We start from the raw sequence: 19,181 nt of genomic DNA, 5'->3' as shown, positions 1-19,181 counted from the left end.
GNNNNGGACGGCACGATCCTCGGCGAGGAGACCCTCTTCACCGACGACCCGGTCCACGCCGCGATGCGCGTCTTCCTCAGCCGCGCCCCTCGCGCCGAACTTGTCGAGACCCTGCTCGACGCCGCCGACGACAACGACGCCGTCGCCGATGCGCTGTGGGAGGCGACGGTCGCCTGGCACGGCCGTCAGCACGGAGCGACGCCGTCCACCTGACCGGCAGGCCCCTGACCCGCAGGCCCGAGCCCCCGCAGCCCGATGCCAGGGGCCCCACACTGCGCCGAAGGCGCCGTCGACTACCCCAGGAAGCTCGCCGAAGGCGAGCTGACAGAAACCCCGAACGGCGCCCGATGCCAGGGGCCCCCACACTGCGCCGAAGGCGCCGTGTGGGGAAGGCGCCGTGTGGGGAAGGGCTTACTCGACTGTCACCGACTTCGCCAGGTTACGCGGCTGATCGACATCGAGGCCGCGCGCAAGCGCCAGCTCGCACGCGAAGACCTGCAGCGGTAGCGTCGTGACCAGGGGCGCGAACAGCGACGCGGTCGCGGGCACGCGGATGAGATGATCGGCGAACGGTTCGACGGCGGTGTCGCTCTCTTCCGCGATCACGATCGTGCGGGCGCCACGCGCCCGGACCTCCTGGATGTTGGAAACGATCTTTCCGTGCAGGTTGGCACGACCCCGCGGGGACGGCACAACGACGAACACCGGCAGGCCGGGCTCGATGAGCGCGATCGGCCCGTGCTTGAGCTCCCCCGCCGGGAACCCCTCGGCGTGCATGTAGGCGAGTTCCTTGAGCTTGAGGGCCCCTTCCAGGGCCACCGGGTACCCCACATGACGACCGAGGAATAGCACCGCCTTCGCGTCGGCCAGGGCGCGGGCGAGCTCCCGCACCGGCTCGACCGTTCCCAGCGTCCGTTCGATCAGCTCGGGCATGCGCTGGAGCCGCTCGACGTACGCGGCGACCTCGTCGCCGTAGAGCACGCCGCGCACCTGGGCCAAGAACAGGCCGACGAGAAGGCACGCGGCGACCTGCCCGAGGAAGGTCTTGGTGGACGCGACCCCCACCTCCGGGCCGCAGCGAGTGTACAGCACCGCATCGGACTCCCGAGGGATCGTAGAACCGTTGGTGTTGCAGATGGCCAGCACCCGCGCCTTCTGCTCGCGCGCGTGTTTGACCGCCATCAGCGTGTCCAGCGTCTCGCCGCTCTGGCTGATCGCGATGACGAGGGTGGACCGGTCGAGCACCGGGTCGCGGTAGCGAAACTCCGAAGCCATCTCGACCTCGCAGGGCAGCCTGGTCCAGTGCTCGATTGCGTACTTCGCGATGAGGCCGGCGTGGTAGGCGGTGCCGCAGGCGACGATGAAGACCTTGTCCACGTCCCGGAAATCCTGGCCAGACAGCCGCTCCTCGTCGAGCACGATCGCACCGTCGGCGGAAAGCCGACCGCGCAGCGTGTCTGCCAGGGCGGTCGGCTGCTCGCTGATCTCCTTGAGCATGAAGTACGGGTAGCCGCCCTTCTCGGCGGCGCTGGCATCCCAGTCGACGTGGTAGCGCCGACCCTCGATGATCTGGCCGCCGAAGTCGGTCACCGTCGCACCGTCCCGGCGGGCCTCGACCACCTGATCCTGCCCGATCTCCAGCGCCTCCCGGGTGTGGGCGATGAAGGCCGAGACGTCGCTGGCGAGGAAGGTCTCCCCCTGACCGAGCCCCACGACCAGCGGGCTGTTACGCCGGGCCCCGACAACCACCTCCGGGAAGTCGCGGTGCAGCACGACCAGGGTGAACGCGCCTTCCAGCCGCCGGCAGACCCGTCGCAGCGCGACGGTCAGCGGATGCGCGCCCCCGTCGTACCCGCGGTCGGCACCGGCACCGGTGCCGGTGCCGGTGCCGGTGCCGGCAAGCTCGACTTCGAGGAGATGGGCGACGACCTCCGTGTCGGTCTCACTGGCGAGCTCGTGGCCGACCGTCTCCAGCTCGACCCGCAACGCGGCGAAGTTCTCGATGATCCCGTTGTGGATGACGGCGATGGCGCCGGTGCAGTCGGTGTGCGGATGGGCATTCGCGTCGGTTGGTCCACCATGCGTGGCCCACCGGGTATGCCCCATGCCTGTGGTGCCGGGCATCGGCCTGGAATCCGGATTCTCGGCGAGCAGCTTCTCGAGGTTGGACAGCTTGCCGGCACGACGCGCCGTCCGCAGTGCCCCGGCGCCGACCACGGCGACACCCGACGAGTCGTAACCGCGGTNCTCCAACCGCCGCAGACCGTTCAACGCGACATCCAGGGCCGCCTGGTCGCCGACGTAACCGATGATCCCGCACATGCGGCTCAGCGTACGCAGGTTCCCGGGGGTGAGAGCGTACCGGGGGAGGCTCGGGGCAAGGTGTCCGCTTGTGGCCGCGGCGGGACCGGTCAGCGGCGGGACCGGTCAGCGGCGGGACCGGTCAGCGGCGGGACCAGTCAGCGGCGGGACCAGTCAGCGGCGGGATCGGTCAGCGGCGGGATCGGTCAGCGCGCCGGCGGCAACGCGGTGCGCACGACGGCGGCGAGCCGCTGTGCGACCGCCCGCGCGGCGGCGTCGGTGCCCGCCTCGACCATCACCCGCACGAGGGGTTCGGTGCCGGACGACCGCAGCAGCACCCGACCCTCGTCACCGAGTTCCGCCTTGGCCAGGGCGACGGCCCGCAGCAGTTCCTCATTGGTGTCCACCTGTGTCCGGTCGACGCCACGCACGTTCACCAACACCTGGGGCAGCCGGGTCATCGCCTTGGTGAGCTCGCCGAGCGGTTGTCCGGTCTCGGCGACCCGGCCCAGGATCCGCAACGCCGTCAACAACCCATCGCCGGTCGTCGCGTGGTCCAGGAACACCACGTGCCCGCTCTGCTCACCGCCGAGCACGTAGCCTCCGGCGCGCATCGTCTCCAGCACGTACCGATCTCCGACGGGTGTAGTGACGACGGTGATACCGGCCTCCCGCATCGCGTGGTGAAAGCCCAGATTCGACATCACGGTGACCACCACCGTGTCGTCGACCAGCTCACCCCGCTCGGCCAGCGCCAGAGCACACATCGCCAGGATCTGGTCGCCGTCGACGACCTCACCGGTCGCGTCCACGGCGAGGCAACGGTCCGCGTCGCCGTCATGGGCGATGCCGACGTCGGCGCCGTGCGCCACGACCGCGGCACGCAGGCTGTCGAGATGGGTGGCACCGCTGCCGTCGTTGATCGCTATCCCGTCGCCGTCGGCGTGCAGCGCGACGACGTCGGCTCCGGCCGCCCGCAGCACCCGAGGGGCCAAGGTGGAGGCGGCGCCCTGGGCACAGTCGACGACGACCCGCAGGCCGTCGAGCGGCACCGGCAGCGTGGCCAGCAGATGCGCCGCATACCGGTCGAGGAGAACCGGTTCGTCGCGGACCCGACCGACGTCGGCGCCGACGGGACGGCGGCTGGGAGGTAGGGCCATCCGCCGCTCGATGGCATCCTCGACCTCGTCGGGCAGTTTGAGGCCGCCGGCGGCGAACAGCTTGATGCCGTTGTCCGGCATCGGGTTATGGCTGGCGGAGAGCATGACGCCGAACATCGCGCCGCTGGCCGCGACGGCGTGAGCCACCGCGGGCGTGGGTGCCACCCCGATCCGGGCCACGTCGGCACCGGAGGCCGCGAGCCCGGCGACCACCGCGGCCTCCAGGAACTCCCCGGAGGGCCGCGTGTCCCGGCCGACGACCACTACCGGCTTACCGCGGCCGGAGGGCCCGCTGGTCCGGTTCGGCCCAGCGAGGACCTCGACCGCCGCGAAAGCCAGCGACAACGCCTGCTCCGCGGTCAGATCGATGTTGGCGACACCTCGGACGCCGTCGGTGCCAAAGAGCCTCACCATTGAGGTCTCCCTCGTCGAAGATCGTGGCGGAGACCGAGGGGGGCACCGGTGGCACCGATCCCCTCCGGGAGCACGCCTCCGGGGGCACGCCCGCGAAGGGGATCCAAGGTCAGCGCTTGCTGTACTGCGGAGCCTTGCGGGCCTTCTTGAGCCCGTACTTCTTACGCTCCTTGACCCGAGCGTCACGGGTCAGGAAGCCGGCCTTCTTCAGGGTAGGCCGGGACTCCTCCTCCGCCAGCGTCAACGCGCGGGCGAGGGCGAGCCGCAGCGCACCGGCCTGCCCGGAGACGCCGCCGCCGTGCAGCCGGGCGACGATGTCGTACGACTCCATCCGATCCAGTGCCTTGAGCGGCTCGTTGACGAGCTGCTGGTGCACCTTGTTCGGGAAATACTGCTCAAGCGTGCGCCCGTTGAGCGTCCACTGCCCGGTCCCCGGGAGCAGACGCACCCGGACGACCGCCTCCTTGCGCCGCCCGGTGGCGCGGGGATTGCCCTGTACGTCGGTCACGACAGCCACGTCGCGTTCCTTCCTCGGTTGATGCGTGGTTCCCGGGGCCGATACCGCCGGGCGGGAAGAGCCCGCCCGGCGACCGGCTCAGGAGGTCCNCGGCTACTGCGCGACCTGGATGATCTCGAACGGGGTGGGCTGCTGCGCCTGGTGCGGGTGAGTCGGACCCGCATAGACCTTCAGCTTGGTCCCCTGGGCTCGGCCGAGCTTGTTCTTCGGCAGCATGCCCTTGATCGCCTTCTCGACGATGATCTGCGGACGGGTGTCGAGCAGCTCCCCGTAGGAGGTGCTGCGCAGACCGCCCGGGAAGCCGGAGTGCCGGTGGTACTGGGCCTGCTCCCGCTTGTTCCCGCTCAGGGCGACCTTACCCGCGTTGATCACGACGACGAAGTCGCCGGTGTCGATATGCGGAGCGAAGTACGGCTTGTGCTTTCCACGCAGGNGCGTGGCGGCCTGGGTCGCCAGCCGACCGAGCACCACGTCGGTGGCATCGATGACGTGCCACACACGCTGGACATCCGCGGGCTTGGGCTGGTACGTGCGCACAGGTCTGCCTTCTCGTTCGGACGATCCCGCCAGGAGACTCCCAAGGGGCCTCTCGCGGATCTCGTCAAGAATGTGGAGCGCGCAGACGGGACGTGTCACGCGCAGCAGTCTTTGAGGTTACCAGGCGATCGGAGCGGTCCACCGGGGGGGCACGGAAGGCTGGAGTATCGGGAGTACGGGAGTACGGGAGAGCACCGGGAGTACGGACATGCAGTCGGTCCGGCCACCGACCATGGACACCTGACCGCGCTGAATCCCGCCGACAACCTGGCTATTCTCACCAGGATGACGGAGATGGGCAGCGGGCGATCTGACGGGCGCGAGGGGCCCGGGGCCCCCGGGCACGAGGGGCCGACCCCGCTGTCCGGAGGCGCCTGCCATGATCGGGCGTCTCCCGCGCCTGCCGAGGGCCGTCGGTCGGCCGGCGCGTCGAAGGGCGCGTCGGAGGGCGGCGGTCCGGCCTGCCGGGGAGGCACCACGGGCCCGACAGCGGCGACGATTCCCCGCCCGGGTGGCGCGCACCCCGACCTCGACGACTGGACTCCCCCGGCCGACGATCCCCTGTTCGGGGGGTCCCGGACGTACTCGTTCTCGCCGAAGCCGACCTCCCTGCGGATCACGCCGCCCGACACCACGCCGCCCGACGTAACACCGTCCCCGACCACCACGAGCTTGAGCACGGGGCCAGCCGGGACCGGCGCCGCATCCGTGCCGCCGTCCGGTCCGACCCGCTATGAGCGCCCGGCATCCCGTCCACGGGACTCGGACACGCCGGCCTATCCGGGTGTCTCCCCACGCCCGGGTGTCTTCCCCGACACGGATGCCGTTACCGGCGGTCCCACCCTCATCGGTGAAACCGGCGAATCCCNCCCNCCCCCCGCGGCTGACAGCGGATTCGGCGACGGCGATCCGGTCGACGGCGATCCGATCAACGGGTCGGCACCGTCCGCCACCGCCGCATCGAGCGCCCGTGGCGCGTACCCGCCGAGGTGGGGGCGGAGCACTCAGGACCAGGCCGGGGACCGTGGGGTCCGCAGCGCTCGGCGGCTGCTGGCCGGCGTCGCCGGGGCCGTCCTCGTCCTCATCGCGGCGGTCGCGGTCGTGGCGGTGCGCAGCGGGGNCAACGGGNGCAGCGGGGNCAACGGGAACAAGACGCCCACCACCCGGCAGACGCTCCCACCGATCCCGGCAGGCTTCCTCGACAGCGCGACCCTCGACTCCGATCCGGTGACCGCCAACGAGTTCTTCTCCGACGAGCAGGTCGAGGCCGAAGGACGGAACTACCGACGGCTCGCCCGCAAACTGGACAACAGCTGCCCGGATCTCACTGGTGATCTGGTCACACAGCTCAAGGACCGGCGCTGCCGGCAGGTGGTGCGGACGCTGTTCCTCAGCACCCCGAGGGACGGCGAACGCCAGGTGTTGGCCGGCGTCACCGTCTTCGTCCTCGACAAGCTCGCCACCGCCACCGCCACCGCGGACATCCTCAACCAGGGACGCGGTGGCATCGTGCCCCTCCCCGTCCCGGCCAACTCGATTCCGAACGCGCGGATCACCGGCCCGGGTGGGAACAACTCGTGGCGGGGCGCGATCACCCGCGGGCACTACCTCATCTACACGCAGGTCGCCTACACCGACGGCACCCAGGGTGCGGGGATCGATCCCGCGCTGCGGAACGCCCAGACCGATCTGAGCACGCTCGCGACCGAGCCCATCGGAGACCGAGCAGTACTCGGCCACGGTCCGCGCCACTGACTCACCGGCGACCACTGACTCACCGGCGACCACTGACTCACCGGCGACCACTGACTCACCGGCGACCGGGGCCCCCTCAACCGGACGGCGTGGGGGGAATCCGGACGGCCCGGGTGACCTCGGCCCGGGCGGCCAGCTCAGGATCGGGCGGGTAACGCACGTCCACCAGCGTCAGGCCGTGTGCCGGCGCCACGGTGACGGCGGGGTCCCGGACACCTCGGTGCAGCACCGCCGCGGGCCATTGGGGCGGCTTGCGGCCCTCCCCGACGGCGAGCAGGGCGCCGACCAGCGCCCGGACCATGGAGTGGCAGAAGGCGTCGGCCTCGACGTCGGCCACGACGACCCCCTCAGGCCGGCGGAGCACATCGAGGCGCAGCAGCGTACGGACGGTCGTCGCGCCTTCCCGGCGCCGGCAGAACGCGGCGAAGTCATGCTCGCCGACCAGGAACAGCGCCGCCGCCGCCATCGCGGGCACGTCGAGCGGACGAGGCCAGGCCAGGGTGTCGAAGCGCCGCAGGGGTTCGGCTCCATACGGAGCGTCGGTGATCCGATAGACGTAGCGGCGGGAGAGCGCGGNGAATCTGGCGTCGAAGCCGGGCGGNGCCGGGGCGAGCCCGATGATCCGCACGGCCCGGTCCAGGACACCGTTCAGCCGCCGCGCGAGGCCGCCGAGCGGCACGTCGTCCGGGAGATCAACGTGCGCTACCTGACCGACGGCGTGGACACCCGAATCGGTCCGTCCGGCGACGGTGAGCCGTACCGCCGGCAACCGCGCCACCCGCATGAGGGCGTCCTCCACATCGCCCTGCACGGTGCGTTGGCCGGGCTGGCGGGCCCATCCCGCGAACGGCGTCCCGTCATAAGAGAGGTCCAGCCGCAGCCGAACCAGCCCGTCGGTCATCATCATCACCGGCGGGCAGCCGCCTCGCGACCCGCGGGACGACGTCCCGCGGAAACTCCCGGATCGGACATCTGCCTCTCCCCCGTGCAAGCGACGACGCGGCGGTGCGGCGGCACTAAAACGAAAGCCCGCCGCCCATGATGGGCGGCGGGCCTGCGCGGATCTACTCCAGGACGCGAGATTCGGCCAAAGATTTCGGCCTTCGGCCCGGATCTCAGTTTGCGGAGTTCTGCTCCCCGGCGCCGGAGTCGTCCCCGATGCCGGAGTCGTCCGTCTGCGCGGTCGTCGGCTTGCCGGCGGCCCCTTCGGCGGGGGTCTCCGCCGGCTCCGCGGCCTCGACTGCCACAGCAGCCGCGGTTGGCGACTCCTGGGCCAGCTCCTCCGCAGCCTCCACGGTGGCACCGGTGGGCTTGCGACGAGCCTCGAAACGGGTGCCCCGCGCCCGCTCGGCCTCACTGACGGCCTGCTGGCCGACGGTCAGCGCCTCGACCAGCTCGATCCGGGCCAGCGGGGCGTTGTCACCCTTCCGGTTGCCGATCTTGACGATCCGGGTGTAGCCACCGTTCCGGTTCGCGTAGCGCGGACCGATCTCGGTGAACAGGGTGTGCACGACCGAGTTGTCGCGTACCTGGCGCATGACACGCCGGCGGGCGTGCAGGTCCCCCCGCTTGGCGAAGGTCACCAAACGCTCGGCGTACGGACGCAGCCGCTTGGCCTTCGCCTCGGTGGTGGTGATGCCGCCGTGCTCGAACAGCGCGGTGGCGAGGTTGGCCAGCAGCAGCCGCTCATGTGCGGGGCTGCCGCCGAGCCGGGCGCCCTTGGTTGGCGTGGGCATGATGAGTGCTCCTCGTTCCTTTCACTGTCCTGCTGGTCACCGGCCTAGCCAGGCTGCCCGCCCGAAGGACGCGGCTCTCGCCACCGGAGGGTCGCCGAGGGCCCCCGCCGGAAGCGGAGGCCCTCGTGGAGATCAGTACTGCTCGGTCTCGATGAACTCCGCGCCGTCGTCGGACGGGTCGGAGAACGACGGGCTGTACGCGTCGGTGCCGTAGGTGTCCACCGCCTGGCGCGGGTCGAACCCGGGCGGGGAGTCCTTGAGCTGCAGGCCCATCGCGCCCAGCTTCGTCTTGACCTCATCGATCGACTTCTGCCCGAAGTTACGGATGTCGAGCAGGTCGGCCTCGCTACGGGAGACCAGCTCGCCGATCGTGTGGATGCCCTCGCGCTTGAGGCAGTTGTAGGAGCGGACGGTCAGGTCCATCTCCTCGATGGGCAGCGCAAGGTCGGCCGCCAGCGCCGCGTCCGCGGCGGACGGGCCGATGTCGACGCCCTCCGCCTCGGCGTTGAGCTCCTGAGCCAGCCCGAACAGGCCGACCAGGGTCTTGCCGGCGCTGGCCATCGCGTCTCGCGGGGAGATCGACGGCTTGGTCTCGACGTCAACGATGAGCCGGTCGAAGTCGGTCCGCTGCTCGACGCGGGTCGCCTCGACCTTGTAGGTCACCTTCAGCACCGGCGAGTAGATCGAGTCGATCGGGATCCGCCCGATCTCCTGGCCGGCCTGCTTGTTCTGGGCCGCGCTGACATACCCGCGCCCCCGCTCGACGGTCAGCTCGATCTCAAGCTTGCCCTTGTCGTTCAGAGTGGCGAGCCGCAACTCGGGGTTGTGCACCTCGACGCCCGCCGGCGGGGCGATGTCCGCCGCCGTGACCTCGCCGGGGCCCTGCTTGCGCAGGTACATCACGGTCGGCTCGTCGTTGTCGGAGCTGACGACCAGTTCCTTGAGGTTCAGGATCAGGTCGGTCACGTCCTCCTTGACGCCGGGCACGGTGGAGAACTCGTGCAGCACGCCGTCGATGCGGATGCTGGTGACCGAGGCACCTGGGATGGAGGACAGCAGGGTCCGGCGCAACGAGTTACCGAGGGTGTAGCCGAAGCCCGGCTCCAGCGGCTCGATCACGAAGCGTGAACGGAACTCGGAGATCGGGTCTTCGATGAGGGTGGGACGCTGAGCGATCAGCATGAGAACGTCCTTCCGACCACGGCGACCGCCATATGACGCCGTGTGGTGCGGGCCCCCTGACGGGAGCCGGTGGGCGGAACATCGGTCCATTCCACCCACGGGTGGTGTCCGGGCGGAGGCCCGCCCGGACTCCAGTGTGCTCCGCCCCTGGCTGCGGGGACGACGCCGGTAGATTTTACTTGGAGTAAAGCTCGACGATCAGCTGTTCCTGCACCTGGGTATCGATCACCTGCCGCGCCGGCAGCGAGTGCACCAGGATCCGCAGCTGGCTCGGGATCACCTCCAGCCAGGCTGGAACGGCCCGACCCTGACCCGCGGTCTCCCGGGCCACGATGAACGGGGTGAGCTCCCGGGCCTTCGGCGCGATCTCGACGATGTCGTTCTCGCTGATCCGATAGCTGGGGATGTCGACCTTGCGGCCGTTCACCTGGACGTGGCCGTGCCGGACAGCCTGACGGGCGGCGTCCCGCGAGGGTGCGAAGCCACCCCGGTACACGACGTTGTCGAGCCGCGACTCAAGGATCTTCAGCAGCTCGTCACCGGTCTTGCCGGCCCGGCGATTCGCCTCGTCGTAGTAGCCCCGGAACTGCTTCTCCAGCACGCCGTAGATCCGGGCGCACTTCTGCTTCTCGCGCTTCTGCAGCAGGTACTCGGAGTCCTTGGTGCGGCCACGGCCGTGCTCGCCCGGCGGGTAGGGCCGGATCTCGATCGGGCACTTCGGGGTGTCGCACTTGCTGCCCTTGAGGAACAGCTTGGTCTTCTCGCGGCGGCAACGCTTGCAGTCCGCGCCGGTGTAACGGGCCATCTAATCCTTCTCTCTCGTTTCCTGGCGCGAACTCGAACACGACGCCACGACACCGGCCGGCGTGGAGCCCCGGCCACGGCCGCCTCGCCGCATGGTCACACCCTGCGCCGCTTGGGCGGGCGGCAACCGTTGTGCGGGGTCGGGGTGACGTCCTGGATCGCACCGACCTCGAGCCCCGCGGCCTGCAGGGAACGGATCGCGGTCTCCCGGCCGGAACCCGGGCCCTTCACGAAGACGTCGACCTTGCGCATCCCGTGCTCCTGCGCCTTGCGGGCCGCGTTCTCGGCCGCCATCTGGGCGGCGAAGGGCGTGGACTTGCGGGAGCCCTTGAAGCCGACATGACCCGCCGAAGCCCAGGAGATCACGTTCCCGGACGGGTCGGTGATGGAGACGATCGNGTTGTTGAACGTGCTCTTGATGTGAGCGTGTCCGTGGGCGACGTTCTTCTTTTCCTTGCGCCGGACCTTCTTGGCGCCGGCTGCGCGCGTCTTGGGAGGCATATTCGCGTGTGGTCTCCGTGTACGAGGTCGTCGATCAGTGGTCGGCGGCGGACCCGAACGGTCCGCCGGGGACCCTGACTACTTCTTGCCAGCCTTCTTCTTGCCGGCGATGGCGCGGCGCGGGCCCTTGCGGGTGCGCGCGTTGGTGTGCGTGCGCTGGCCGTGGACGGGCAGGTTACGCCGGTGACGGAGCCCCTGGTAGCACCCGATCTCCATCTTGCGGCGGATGTCCTGCTTGATCTCCCGGTTGAGGTCACCCTCGACCCGGTAGTTCGCGTCGATCCAGTCGCGCAGCCTGACGATCTCTTCCTCGCTCAGATCACGAACACGCGTGTCCGGGTTGACCGCGGTGGCGGCGAGGGTGTCTCGGGAGCGGCTGCGGCCGATTCCGAAGATGTAGGTCAGAGCGATCTCAACCCGCTTCTCGCGGGGAAGGTCGACGCCGGAGAGGCGTGCCATGAACGGATGTTTCCTTCCTGCGGCCGGAGGTCTCGGGCGATGCCGTCCCGGCCGGCGCCGGGCCGGGCGGGCCCCGGCCTCCGACCGGGGGTGGGTCGTCCCGAAGAGGACGCCTGGCATCGCTTGGATGCGGTGGGCCGCATCTCGGCGGGCGGCACGTGCTGTGCCACCCGCCGGGACGAGGCGCACCCGTCAGGACATCAGCCCTGACGCTGCTTGTGACGAAGGTTGTCGCAGATGACCATGACTCGCCCGTGGCGACGGATCACCTTGCACTTGTCGCAGATCTTCTTGACGCTGGGCTTGACCTTCACGGCTGTTGCGGACCTCCTGCGCAGCCGCGGGCCGCGCGTGGCGATTGAGTGGAGCTACGGGCGAGTGAGAAGAGATCGACTACTTGTAGCGGTAGACGATGCGGCCGCGGGACAGGTCGTAGGGCGAGAGCTCGACCACGACGCGGTCCTCCGGCAGGATCCGGATGTAGTGCTGGCGCATCTTCCCGCTGATGTGGGCGAGAACACGATGACCGTTCTGGAGCTCCACCCGGAACATCGCGTTCGGGAGCGGCTCCACCACACGGCCTTCGATCTCGATGGCCCCGTCCTTCTTCGGCATGTCCTCCGCTGTCCTGACGTCGACTATGGGACGGCGGCTCGGCCGCGACCGGTCGGCCCCCCGAAATGTCCGGAAAAGCCCAGGTCAGAGGCTTGAACTACCCCGAGAGGAGCCCGAACCCACCAACCACACTGCCACCGACCGCAACTGCCATGGACAGGACTGCTATCGACACGGTGGAGCACACCGGCGTGAGAAGACCGCCAGCTAAAGAGTGTACGCTGCGACCCCCGTCAAGGGTCAACACGACCCCCGTCAAGGGCCGACGCGACCGACGCGACCTCAGCCGGTTCAGCCGGTTCAGGACGGGGCGTCAGCCGGCTGCCCGCAGACGACCCCGAGCTCGGCGAGTTTCGCCGCTCCGCCGTCCGGCGCCGTTAGCACCCACGGCCCACGGGGAGTGATTGCCACCGAGTGCTCGGTGTGGGCGGCGAGGCTGCCGTCGCGGGTCACGACGGTCCAGTCGTCGGGGAGCACGGCCGTGTCCGGCGACCCCATAGTGATCATAGGCTCGATGGCCAGCGCAAGGCCCTCGATCAGCCGGATGCCACGGCCAGGCCGGCCGTGGTTGAGCACGTGGGGGGGCTGGTGCATCTCGCTGCCGATGCCGTGGCCGCCGTAGTGGTCGACGATCCCGTAGCCATGTGGACGGACATGCCGCTCGACGGCGGCGCTGATGTCGGTGAGCTTTCCGCCGAGCTGGGCTGCGGCGAGGCCCGCCCACAGCGCACCCTCGCACGTGTCGATCATCGCGAGAACCTCCGGGGCGACCTCACCGACCGGCACGGTGATCGCGGCGTCCCCGTGCCAGCCGTCCACGATCGCCCCGCAGTCGATCGAGATGATATCGCCCTCGCGCAGCACCCGCTTGCGGGTGGGGATGGCGTGCACTACCTCGTTGTTGACCGAGCTGCAGATCGAGGCCGGATACGGCGGCTGGGCATAGCCCTTGAAGGACGGGATACCGCCGTCGTCCCGGATCGTCTTCTCGGCAAGGGCGTCCAGCTCGGCCGTGGTGACCCCGGGGACGACCGCCTCACGCAGCCGCGCCAGCGTCTTCGCGACGAGCAGGCCAGCAACCCGCATCTTGGCAATCTCTGCCGCCGTCTTGATCTGGACGTGCTCTCGTCGCGCCACGCTCGTCGCCCCGGTCCGTGTTCGTGTTGTGTCCGTTTCCGATGCTAGCCGCCGACCCCGCAGGACGTGCTCCAACGATCTTCCGCGAAAAGCACGGGAGTCACGTTCGGCCTGGTCCGCGCCCGGACCAGGCCGACGGGTTCAGTCGCCGTAGTGCCGCAGGGCGTCGAGCGCGCGGTCGGTGACGTTATCCACCGGTCCGGTGGCGTCGATACCGATCAGGATGCCCTTTTCGGCGTAGTAGGCCACCAGCGGCGCCGTCTGGTCCGCGTAGACCTCGAGCCGATGGCGGACCGTCTCCGACCGATCGTCGTCGCGCTGGAACAGCTCGCCACCACACCGGTCACAGACGCCTTCGACCGACGGCGGGTCGAAGTCGATGTGCCAGATGTGACCGCAGTTCCGACAGGTGCGCCGACCGGACAGCCGGCGCACCACCTCGTCGTCGTCGACGACGAGCTCGAGCACCACGTCCAGACGGGTCCCCATGCCATCGAGCATCTGCCCGAGCACCTCGGCCTGCGGGACGTTACGAGGAAAACCATCGAGCAGGAATCCCTTGACCGCGTCGTCCTCGGCCAAGCGGTTGCGGACCATACCGATGGTGATCTCGTCCGGTACGAGATCACCGGCATCCATGAAGGTCTTGGCCTTGACGCCCAGTTCGGTTCCCTGTCGCACGTTCGCCCGGAAGATGTCCCCGGTGGAGATCTTAGGGATCGACCGCGCCTGGGCAATGAACGCGGCCTGGGTGCCCTTTCCGGCACCGGGCGGCCCGACCAGTACGAGGCGCACTACCGGAGGAAACCTTCGTAATTGCGGAGCATGAGCTGGCTTTCGATCTGCTTCACGGTTTCCAGCCCAACCCCCACCATGATCAGGACCGACGTGCCCGCGAAGGGGAACGGCTGGTCCTTGGTCAGGTTCAACAGTGCCAACGGAAGGACCGTGATCACGCCAAGGAACAGCGATCCCGGGAGCGTGATCCGGTCGAGTACATGTTTGAGGTACTCCGCCGTCGGGTTCCCCGGCCTGATCCCGGGGATGAACCCACCATACTTCTTCATGTTGTCCGCGACCTCCGTTGGGTTGAAGGTGATCGCAACATAAAAATAGGTGAAGAAGATGATGAGTGCGAAGTATGTCACCAGATAGAGTGGATGGTCTCCCCTGGAGAGATATCTTTGCTCGAAGTCCTGGAAGCTCCGGTTGCTCCATACCTGCCCGGCGAGTTGAGGGAGCTGCAGCAGCGAGGACGCGAAGATGACGGGGATGATCCCGGCCTGGTTGACCTTGATCGGCAGGTAGGTCGACGTCCCGCCGTACATCCGCCGCCCGATCAGGCGTTTGGCGTACTGGACCGGGATGCGACGCTGAGACTGCTCGACGAACACGACGAACACGACGATCGCGAGACCGAGCAGGAGCACCAGGCTAAACACCACACCGCCGGCGACCTGGAGGATGNGTCCGCCCTCGGAGGGAAGCCTTGCCGCGATCGAGGTGAAGATCAGCAGCGACATGCCGTTACCGNCCCCCCGGGTGGTGATCAACTCNCCCATCCACATGATGACCGAGGTACCCGCCGTCATCGTGATGACAATCGTCGCGATCCGGAACAGGCTCGTGTCCGGGATGATGGCGGCCGAACAGCTGGGGAACAGCCGGCCGCTGCGGGCCAGCGCCACGATGCCGGTGGCCTGCAGAAGACCGAGGGCGATCGTCAGGTACCGGGTGTACTGCGTAAGCTTCTGCTCGCCCGAGCTGCCCTCCTTCTTCAGCTGCTCCAGCCGAGGGATCACCACAACGAGCAACTGAATGATGATACTCGATGTGATGTACGGCATGATGCCAAGCGCGAAGATGGACAGCTGCAGCAGAGCCCCACCACTGAACAGGTTGATCAGCGAGTAGACGTTGCTGCTGTCGGCACTCGCCGAGTCCAGGCAGGTGTTCACTGCGGACGTCGAGACACCCGGCGACGGCATGACGCTGCCGAACCGGAACAGCATCACGATACCGACGGTGAACAGCAGCTTCTTGCGCAGGTCAGGCGTGCGGAATGCCCGCGTGAAGGCGGTGAGCACGGCTCCTCCTGCTGGGATTGCGGACCGACGGGAAGTGGACATCCTGCCCGGTGCGGATCGCCTCCCCCGGCCGGTCGCCGAGGTCGGTTAGGCGACTGTAACAGGACACCCGGCCCACTCGTCCCGACATCACCATGGGTAAGCGATGGTGGACGGCAAGAGACGGCTGACGCCGAGGCGCACGGCCGTCTGGCGAGGGGTCCGGACGGGCGGGGCCGGGGTGGGAGCGGGGTGACATGGCCCACACCCCCACCCATGCTCTCAGCTCTGTGTGACGCTCCCGCCGGCAGCGGCGATCTTCTCCTTCGCGGAGGCCGAAAACGCGTCCGCGCTCACGTGCAGCGCGACGTTGATGTCACCGTTGCCCAGCACCTTCACCGGCGACTTGCCCCGCACCGCGCCCCTGGCCGCGAGGTCGGCCTTGGTGACCTCACCACCCTGCGGGAACAGTTCCGCGAGGGTGGCGACGTTCACGACCTGGTACTCGACGCGGAACCGGTTGCGGAAGCCCTTCAGCTTGGGCAGGCGCATGTGCAGGGGCATCTGGCCACCCTCGAACCGGGCGGGCACCTGCTTGCGGGCCTTCGAGCCCTTGGTGCCCCGTCCGGCGGTCTTGCCCTTGGANCCCTCNCCGCGACCGACGCGGATCTTGGACTTATGGGCGCCGGGGGCTGGCCGGAGGTGGTGCNCCTTCAGNCCGCGGCCACGGACGACCGGCGCCGAGCCGGCCTCGGTGCCCACGCCGGTGGCGCCGGTGTCGTCACCGGCGTCGGTCTTCGTCAGTTCGGCCATGGCTAGGAGTCCACCTCCTCGACCCGGACAAGATGGGTCACAGTTCTAATCATCCCGCGAATCTCGGGACGATCATCACGGACGGTCGTCGCGTTGATCTTCCGCAGACCAAGGGTACGCAGCGTGGCCCGCTGGTTCGAGGTACCACCNATCCCCGACCGGATCTGCGTGATGCGCAGCTTGGCCATCAGACGCTGGCTCCCGCCGCACGGGCGCGCAGCATGGCCGGCGGAGCGACATCCTCCAGCGGCAGGCCGCGACGGGCGGCAATCTCCTCGGGACGCATCAGGCCACGCAGAGCGGCGACCGTCGCGTGCACGATGTTGATCGGATTCGATGAGCCGAGCGACTTCGAGAGCACGTCGTGCACACCGGCGCACTCCAGCACGGCACGGACCGGACCACCGGCGATGACCCCGGTACCGGGCGAGGCGGGCTTGAGCAGCACGACGCCGGCCGCCTCCTCGCCCTGCACCGGGTGCGGAATCGTCGAACCGATCCGGGGCACCTTGAAGAAGTGCTTCTTGGCTTCTTCGACGCCCTTGGCGATGGCGGCCGGAACCTCCTTGGCCTTGCCATAGCCGACGCCCACGGTCCCGTCCGCGTCACCGACCACAACGAGCGCCGTGAAGCTGAACCGGCGTCCGCCCTTGACAACCTTCGCCACGCGGTTGATCGCGACAACCCGCTCGACGTAGGCGTTCTTCTCCTGCGCCGNGCCGCTGCCCGACCGGTCCCGGCGTTCCCGACGGTCCGAGCCGCCGGAGCCGCCGCCGCGGCGCTGCTGGCCTGGCATCTACAACATCTCCCTGTTCTGGCTGTACTGGCGGTAAANGCTGGACTGACTGTAAANGCTGGGGGNAGTCATCAGAAGTCCAGCCCGTTCCCCCGCGCCGCGTCCGCGAGCGCGGCGATGCGGCCGGAGTAGGTCCGCCCGCCGCGGTCAAACACGACCGCGGCGATCCCGGCCGCCTTCGCGCGCTCGGCGACCAGGGCGCCGACCTTGCGGGCCTGCTCGGTCTTGTCCCCCTCGCCGCCGCGCAGCGACACGTCCAGGGTGGACGCCGACGCCAGCGTGTGGCCGGCGACGTCGTCGATGACCTGGGCGTAGATGTGCCGCGAGGACCGGGTGACGACGAGCCGTGGGCGAGACGGGGTGCCCGCCACCTTCTTGCGCACCCGGACGTGCCGACGGAGCTTCGCGGTCCGTCGACGCGAGCTGGCGCCGAGGCTCACTGCCATGATCTATCTCCTACTTCCCGGTCTTCCCGACCTTGCGGCGGACGACCTCGCCCTGGTAGCGCACGCCCTTGCCCTTGTACGGGTCAGGCTTGCGCAGCCCGCGGATCTTCGCGGAGACCTCACCGACCAGCTGCTTGTCGATCCCGTGGACCACGAAGCGGGTCGGGGTCTGCACCTCGAAGCGGATGCCCTCCGGGGCCTTGACCGGCACCGGGTGGCTGTACCCGAGGGCGAACTCCAGGTCGGAGCCCTTGGCCTGGACACGGTAACCGACGCCGACGATCTCCAGGGTCTTCGAGTATCCGGCGGTGACGCCGGTGACCATGTTGGAGACCAGGGTGCGAGTCAGGCCGTGCAGCGACCGGGAGCGACGCTCATCGTCGGGCCGGGTCACGAGGAGCCGACCGTCCTCCGTGTTCACCACGATCGGCTCGGCCACGACGTGGCTCAGGGTCCCTTTGGGCCCCTTGACGGTGATGGTGGCTCCCTCGACGGTGATATCGACACCGCTGGGGACGGGAATGGGCAGGCGCCCGATCCGTGACATCGCTCGCCCTCCTTACCAGATGTAGGCGAGGACTTCCCCGCCCACGCCCCGCTTGCCCGCCTGCTTGTCGGTCAGCAAACCCGACGAGGTGGAGATGATGGCGACGCCCAGGCCCCCGAGGACCTTCGGGAGGTTCGTCGCCTTGGCATAGACCCGCAGACCCGGCTTGCTGATGCGCTTGATCCCGGCGATCGAGCGTTCCCGGTTGGGGCCGTACTTCAGATCGATGACCAGGGTGTGGCCGACGCCGCCAGCCGAGGTCGCGTCCTCGACGTGCCAGCCGGAGATGTATCCCTCCTGCTGGAGGATCTCGGCGATGTGCGTCTTGATCTTGCTGTGGGGCATCACCACGCGGTCGTGGTACGCCCGGCTGGCGTTACGGACACGCGTGAGCATGTCCGCAATCGGATCGGTCATCGTCATGGCTTGACGCCTTTCTCACGGCGNTNNCCNCCNGTGCCGAGGTCGTCCTCGGCCGCCGGGCCTACCGCGATCGGGTGGAGGTGCGGTGGTGGTGCGGTGGAACCGTGCTGCCGGTGCCGCCGTTCCGGCCCCGGTCCGGGGCGCGGTACCGGCCTACCAGGAGCTCTTGGTGACGCCGGGCAGCTCGCCGCGGTGCGCCATCTGCCGCAGGCATACCCGGCAGAGCCCGAAGCCCCGGTACACCGAGCGGGAGCGGCCGCAGCGCTGGCATCGGGTGTAACCCCGGACCGCGTACTTCGGCTTACGGTTCGACTTCTCGATCAGTGCTTTCTTGGCCATCTCTCTAGTTCTCCCGGAAGGGGAAGCCCAGCGCCCGCAGGAGCGCCCGGCCCTCGTCGTCGGTGGTCGCGGTGGTGACGACCGTGATGTCCATGCCCCGAACCCGATCGATCCGGTCGATGTCGATCTCGTGGAAGATCGACTGCTCGGTCACCCCGAAGGTGTAGTTGCCGGCACCGTCGAACTGCTTCGGCGACAGCCCGCGGAAGTCACGGATACGCGGCAGCGCGATGGTGACGAGGCGGTCGAGGAACTCCCACATCCGGTCACCACGCAACGTCACCTTGGCGCCGATCGGCATCCCTTCGCGCAGCTTGAACTGGGCGATGGACTTCTTCGCGCGCCGGACCGCGGGCTTCTGGCCGGTGATGGCCGCAAGATCCCGCACAGCGCCATCGATCAGCTTCGCGTCCCGGGCGGCGTCTCCGACCCCCATGTTGACGACGACCTTGACGACGCCGGGGATCTGCATGACGTTGCGGTAGGAGAACTGCTCCCGCAGCGCCGGGGCGATCTCGTCGCGGTACCGCTGCTTGAGCCGTGGGACCGGGCGAGCGCCAATAGGCCGGCCTTCGATGGTCCGGCCCTCGGTGGTCACAGTCATGGTCTAATCTCGTTTCCCAACTGCTCGAC

23 protein-coding genes and 1 pseudogene (1 of these 24 only partly in view) are annotated in these 19,181 nt (G+C 69.0%); 1 reads left to right on the top strand and 23 read right to left on the bottom strand.

Translation table 11 applies throughout. The features are described from left to right. Positions 1–213: pseudogene (locus tag CED_RS02630) on the top strand (SWIM zinc finger domain-containing protein) (it extends 348 nt beyond the left edge of the window). A gap of 198 nt (positions 214–411) precedes the next feature. Here CED_RS02630 and glmS read toward each other — a convergent pair. From glmS to rplE, 23 genes are all read right to left on the bottom strand, one after another. Continuing rightward, positions 412–2,322 carry a glutamine--fructose-6-phosphate transaminase (isomerizing) gene (gene glmS, locus CED_RS02625; RefSeq protein ID WP_035908473.1) on the bottom strand — a complete coding sequence of 637 codons (1,911 nt, stop codon included), beginning with the start codon at positions 2,320–2,322 and terminating at the stop codon, positions 412–414. Between the two features lie 185 nt (positions 2,323–2,507). Next, positions 2,508–3,875, bottom strand: coding sequence for a phosphoglucosamine mutase (gene glmM, locus CED_RS02620; RefSeq protein WP_035908471.1), 1,368 nt, complete (start codon positions 3,873–3,875; stop codon positions 2,508–2,510). A gap of 109 nt (positions 3,876–3,984) precedes the next feature. Beyond that, positions 3,985–4,392 carry a 30S ribosomal protein S9 gene (gene rpsI / locus CED_RS02615; RefSeq protein WP_011435068.1) on the bottom strand — a complete coding sequence of 136 codons (408 nt, stop codon included), beginning with the start codon at positions 4,390–4,392 and terminating at the stop codon, positions 3,985–3,987. Between the two features lie 93 nt (positions 4,393–4,485). Continuing rightward, complete coding sequence (gene rplM / locus CED_RS02610; protein WP_035908469.1) at positions 4,486–4,929, bottom strand: 50S ribosomal protein L13; 444 nt, start codon at positions 4,927–4,929, stop codon at positions 4,486–4,488. A 1,831-nt stretch (positions 4,930–6,760) separates the two neighbouring features. Beyond that, complete coding sequence (gene truA / locus CED_RS02600; protein ID WP_369807768.1) at positions 6,761–7,585, bottom strand: tRNA pseudouridine(38-40) synthase TruA; 825 nt, start codon at positions 7,583–7,585, stop codon at positions 6,761–6,763. Positions 7,586–7,799: 214 nt separating this feature from the next. Continuing rightward, a complete protein-coding gene (rplQ, locus tag CED_RS02595) occupies positions 7,800–8,420 on the bottom strand; it encodes a 50S ribosomal protein L17 (protein WP_011435064.1) in 621 nt (206 codons plus the stop codon). 132 nt (positions 8,421–8,552) lie between these two features. After that, positions 8,553–9,602, bottom strand: coding sequence for a DNA-directed RNA polymerase subunit alpha (locus tag CED_RS02590; protein ID WP_011435063.1), 1,050 nt, complete (start codon positions 9,600–9,602; stop codon positions 8,553–8,555). Positions 9,603–9,777: 175 nt separating this feature from the next. Continuing rightward, on the bottom strand, positions 9,778–10,407 hold the full coding sequence (rpsD, locus tag CED_RS02585) for a 30S ribosomal protein S4 (RefSeq protein ID WP_011435062.1): 630 nt from the start codon (positions 10,405–10,407) through the stop codon (positions 9,778–9,780). A gap of 95 nt (positions 10,408–10,502) precedes the next feature. Next, positions 10,503–10,907: a 30S ribosomal protein S11 gene (gene rpsK, locus CED_RS02580; protein WP_035908468.1), complete on the bottom strand. Its 405-nt coding sequence runs from the start codon at positions 10,905–10,907 to the stop codon at positions 10,503–10,505. Positions 10,908–10,985: 78 nt separating this feature from the next. Then, on the bottom strand, positions 10,986–11,366 hold the full coding sequence (rpsM, locus tag CED_RS02575; protein ID WP_011435060.1) for a 30S ribosomal protein S13: 381 nt from the start codon (positions 11,364–11,366) through the stop codon (positions 10,986–10,988). 200 nt (positions 11,367–11,566) lie between these two features. Continuing rightward, complete coding sequence (gene rpmJ, locus CED_RS02570) at positions 11,567–11,680, bottom strand: 50S ribosomal protein L36 (RefSeq protein ID WP_003956441.1); 114 nt, start codon at positions 11,678–11,680, stop codon at positions 11,567–11,569. Between the two features lie 79 nt (positions 11,681–11,759). Further along, positions 11,760–11,981 carry a translation initiation factor IF-1 gene (gene infA / locus CED_RS02565; protein ID WP_006541558.1) on the bottom strand — a complete coding sequence of 74 codons (222 nt, stop codon included), beginning with the start codon at positions 11,979–11,981 and terminating at the stop codon, positions 11,760–11,762. Positions 11,982–12,281: 300 nt separating this feature from the next. Then, the gene (gene map, locus CED_RS02560; RefSeq protein ID WP_011435059.1) at positions 12,282–13,118 is read right to left on the bottom strand and encodes a type I methionyl aminopeptidase; all 837 of its coding nucleotides are present in this window, start codon (positions 13,116–13,118) and stop codon (positions 12,282–12,284) included. A 141-nt stretch (positions 13,119–13,259) separates the two neighbouring features. Then, positions 13,260–13,913: an adenylate kinase gene (locus CED_RS02555; RefSeq protein ID WP_011435058.1), complete on the bottom strand. Its 654-nt coding sequence runs from the start codon at positions 13,911–13,913 to the stop codon at positions 13,260–13,262. Next, positions 13,913–15,205 (bottom strand): preprotein translocase subunit SecY, encoded by a 1,293-nt coding sequence (gene secY, locus CED_RS02550; protein ID WP_035908467.1) that lies wholly within the window; start codon positions 15,203–15,205, stop codon positions 13,913–13,915. The genes CED_RS02555 and secY overlap by 1 nt, the downstream gene beginning before the upstream one ends. A gap of 261 nt (positions 15,206–15,466) precedes the next feature. Further along, positions 15,467–15,997 (bottom strand): 50S ribosomal protein L15, encoded by a 531-nt coding sequence (gene rplO, locus CED_RS02545; RefSeq protein WP_232234852.1) that lies wholly within the window; start codon positions 15,995–15,997, stop codon positions 15,467–15,469. 2 nt (positions 15,998–15,999) lie between these two features. Continuing rightward, a complete protein-coding gene (gene rpmD / locus CED_RS02540; RefSeq protein WP_035908466.1) occupies positions 16,000–16,185 on the bottom strand; it encodes a 50S ribosomal protein L30 in 186 nt (61 codons plus the stop codon). Beyond that, positions 16,185–16,793: a 30S ribosomal protein S5 gene (rpsE, locus tag CED_RS02535; protein ID WP_035908465.1), complete on the bottom strand. Its 609-nt coding sequence runs from the start codon at positions 16,791–16,793 to the stop codon at positions 16,185–16,187. Before rpsE ends, rpmD begins: the two co-directional genes overlap by 1 nt. A 71-nt stretch (positions 16,794–16,864) precedes the next feature. Beyond that, positions 16,865–17,239: a 50S ribosomal protein L18 gene (gene rplR / locus CED_RS02530; RefSeq protein WP_011435053.1), complete on the bottom strand. Its 375-nt coding sequence runs from the start codon at positions 17,237–17,239 to the stop codon at positions 16,865–16,867. 10 nt (positions 17,240–17,249) lie between these two features. Next, positions 17,250–17,786 carry a 50S ribosomal protein L6 gene (rplF, locus tag CED_RS02525; protein WP_011435052.1) on the bottom strand — a complete coding sequence of 179 codons (537 nt, stop codon included), beginning with the start codon at positions 17,784–17,786 and terminating at the stop codon, positions 17,250–17,252. Positions 17,787–17,798: 12 nt separating this feature from the next. Then, positions 17,799–18,209 carry a 30S ribosomal protein S8 gene (rpsH, locus tag CED_RS02520; protein WP_011435051.1) on the bottom strand — a complete coding sequence of 137 codons (411 nt, stop codon included), beginning with the start codon at positions 18,207–18,209 and terminating at the stop codon, positions 17,799–17,801. 153 nt (positions 18,210–18,362) lie between these two features. After that, positions 18,363–18,548, bottom strand: a complete 186-nt coding sequence (locus tag CED_RS02515) for a type Z 30S ribosomal protein S14 (RefSeq protein ID WP_011435050.1) — start codon at positions 18,546–18,548, stop codon at positions 18,363–18,365. Between the two features lie 4 nt (positions 18,549–18,552). Beyond that, positions 18,553–19,152, bottom strand: coding sequence for a 50S ribosomal protein L5 (gene rplE / locus CED_RS02510; RefSeq protein WP_011435049.1), 600 nt, complete (start codon positions 19,150–19,152; stop codon positions 18,553–18,555). Between the last annotated feature and the right edge of the window lie 29 nt (positions 19,153–19,181).

This window comes from Frankia sp. CeD (genome assembly GCF_000732115.1).
GTDB classification, from domain to species: Bacteria; Actinomycetota; Actinomycetes; order Frankiales; family Frankiaceae; genus Frankia; species Frankia casuarinae.
Note: the sequence above shows the minus strand (reverse complement) of the source record. Positions and strands in the feature narration are given on the sequence as shown.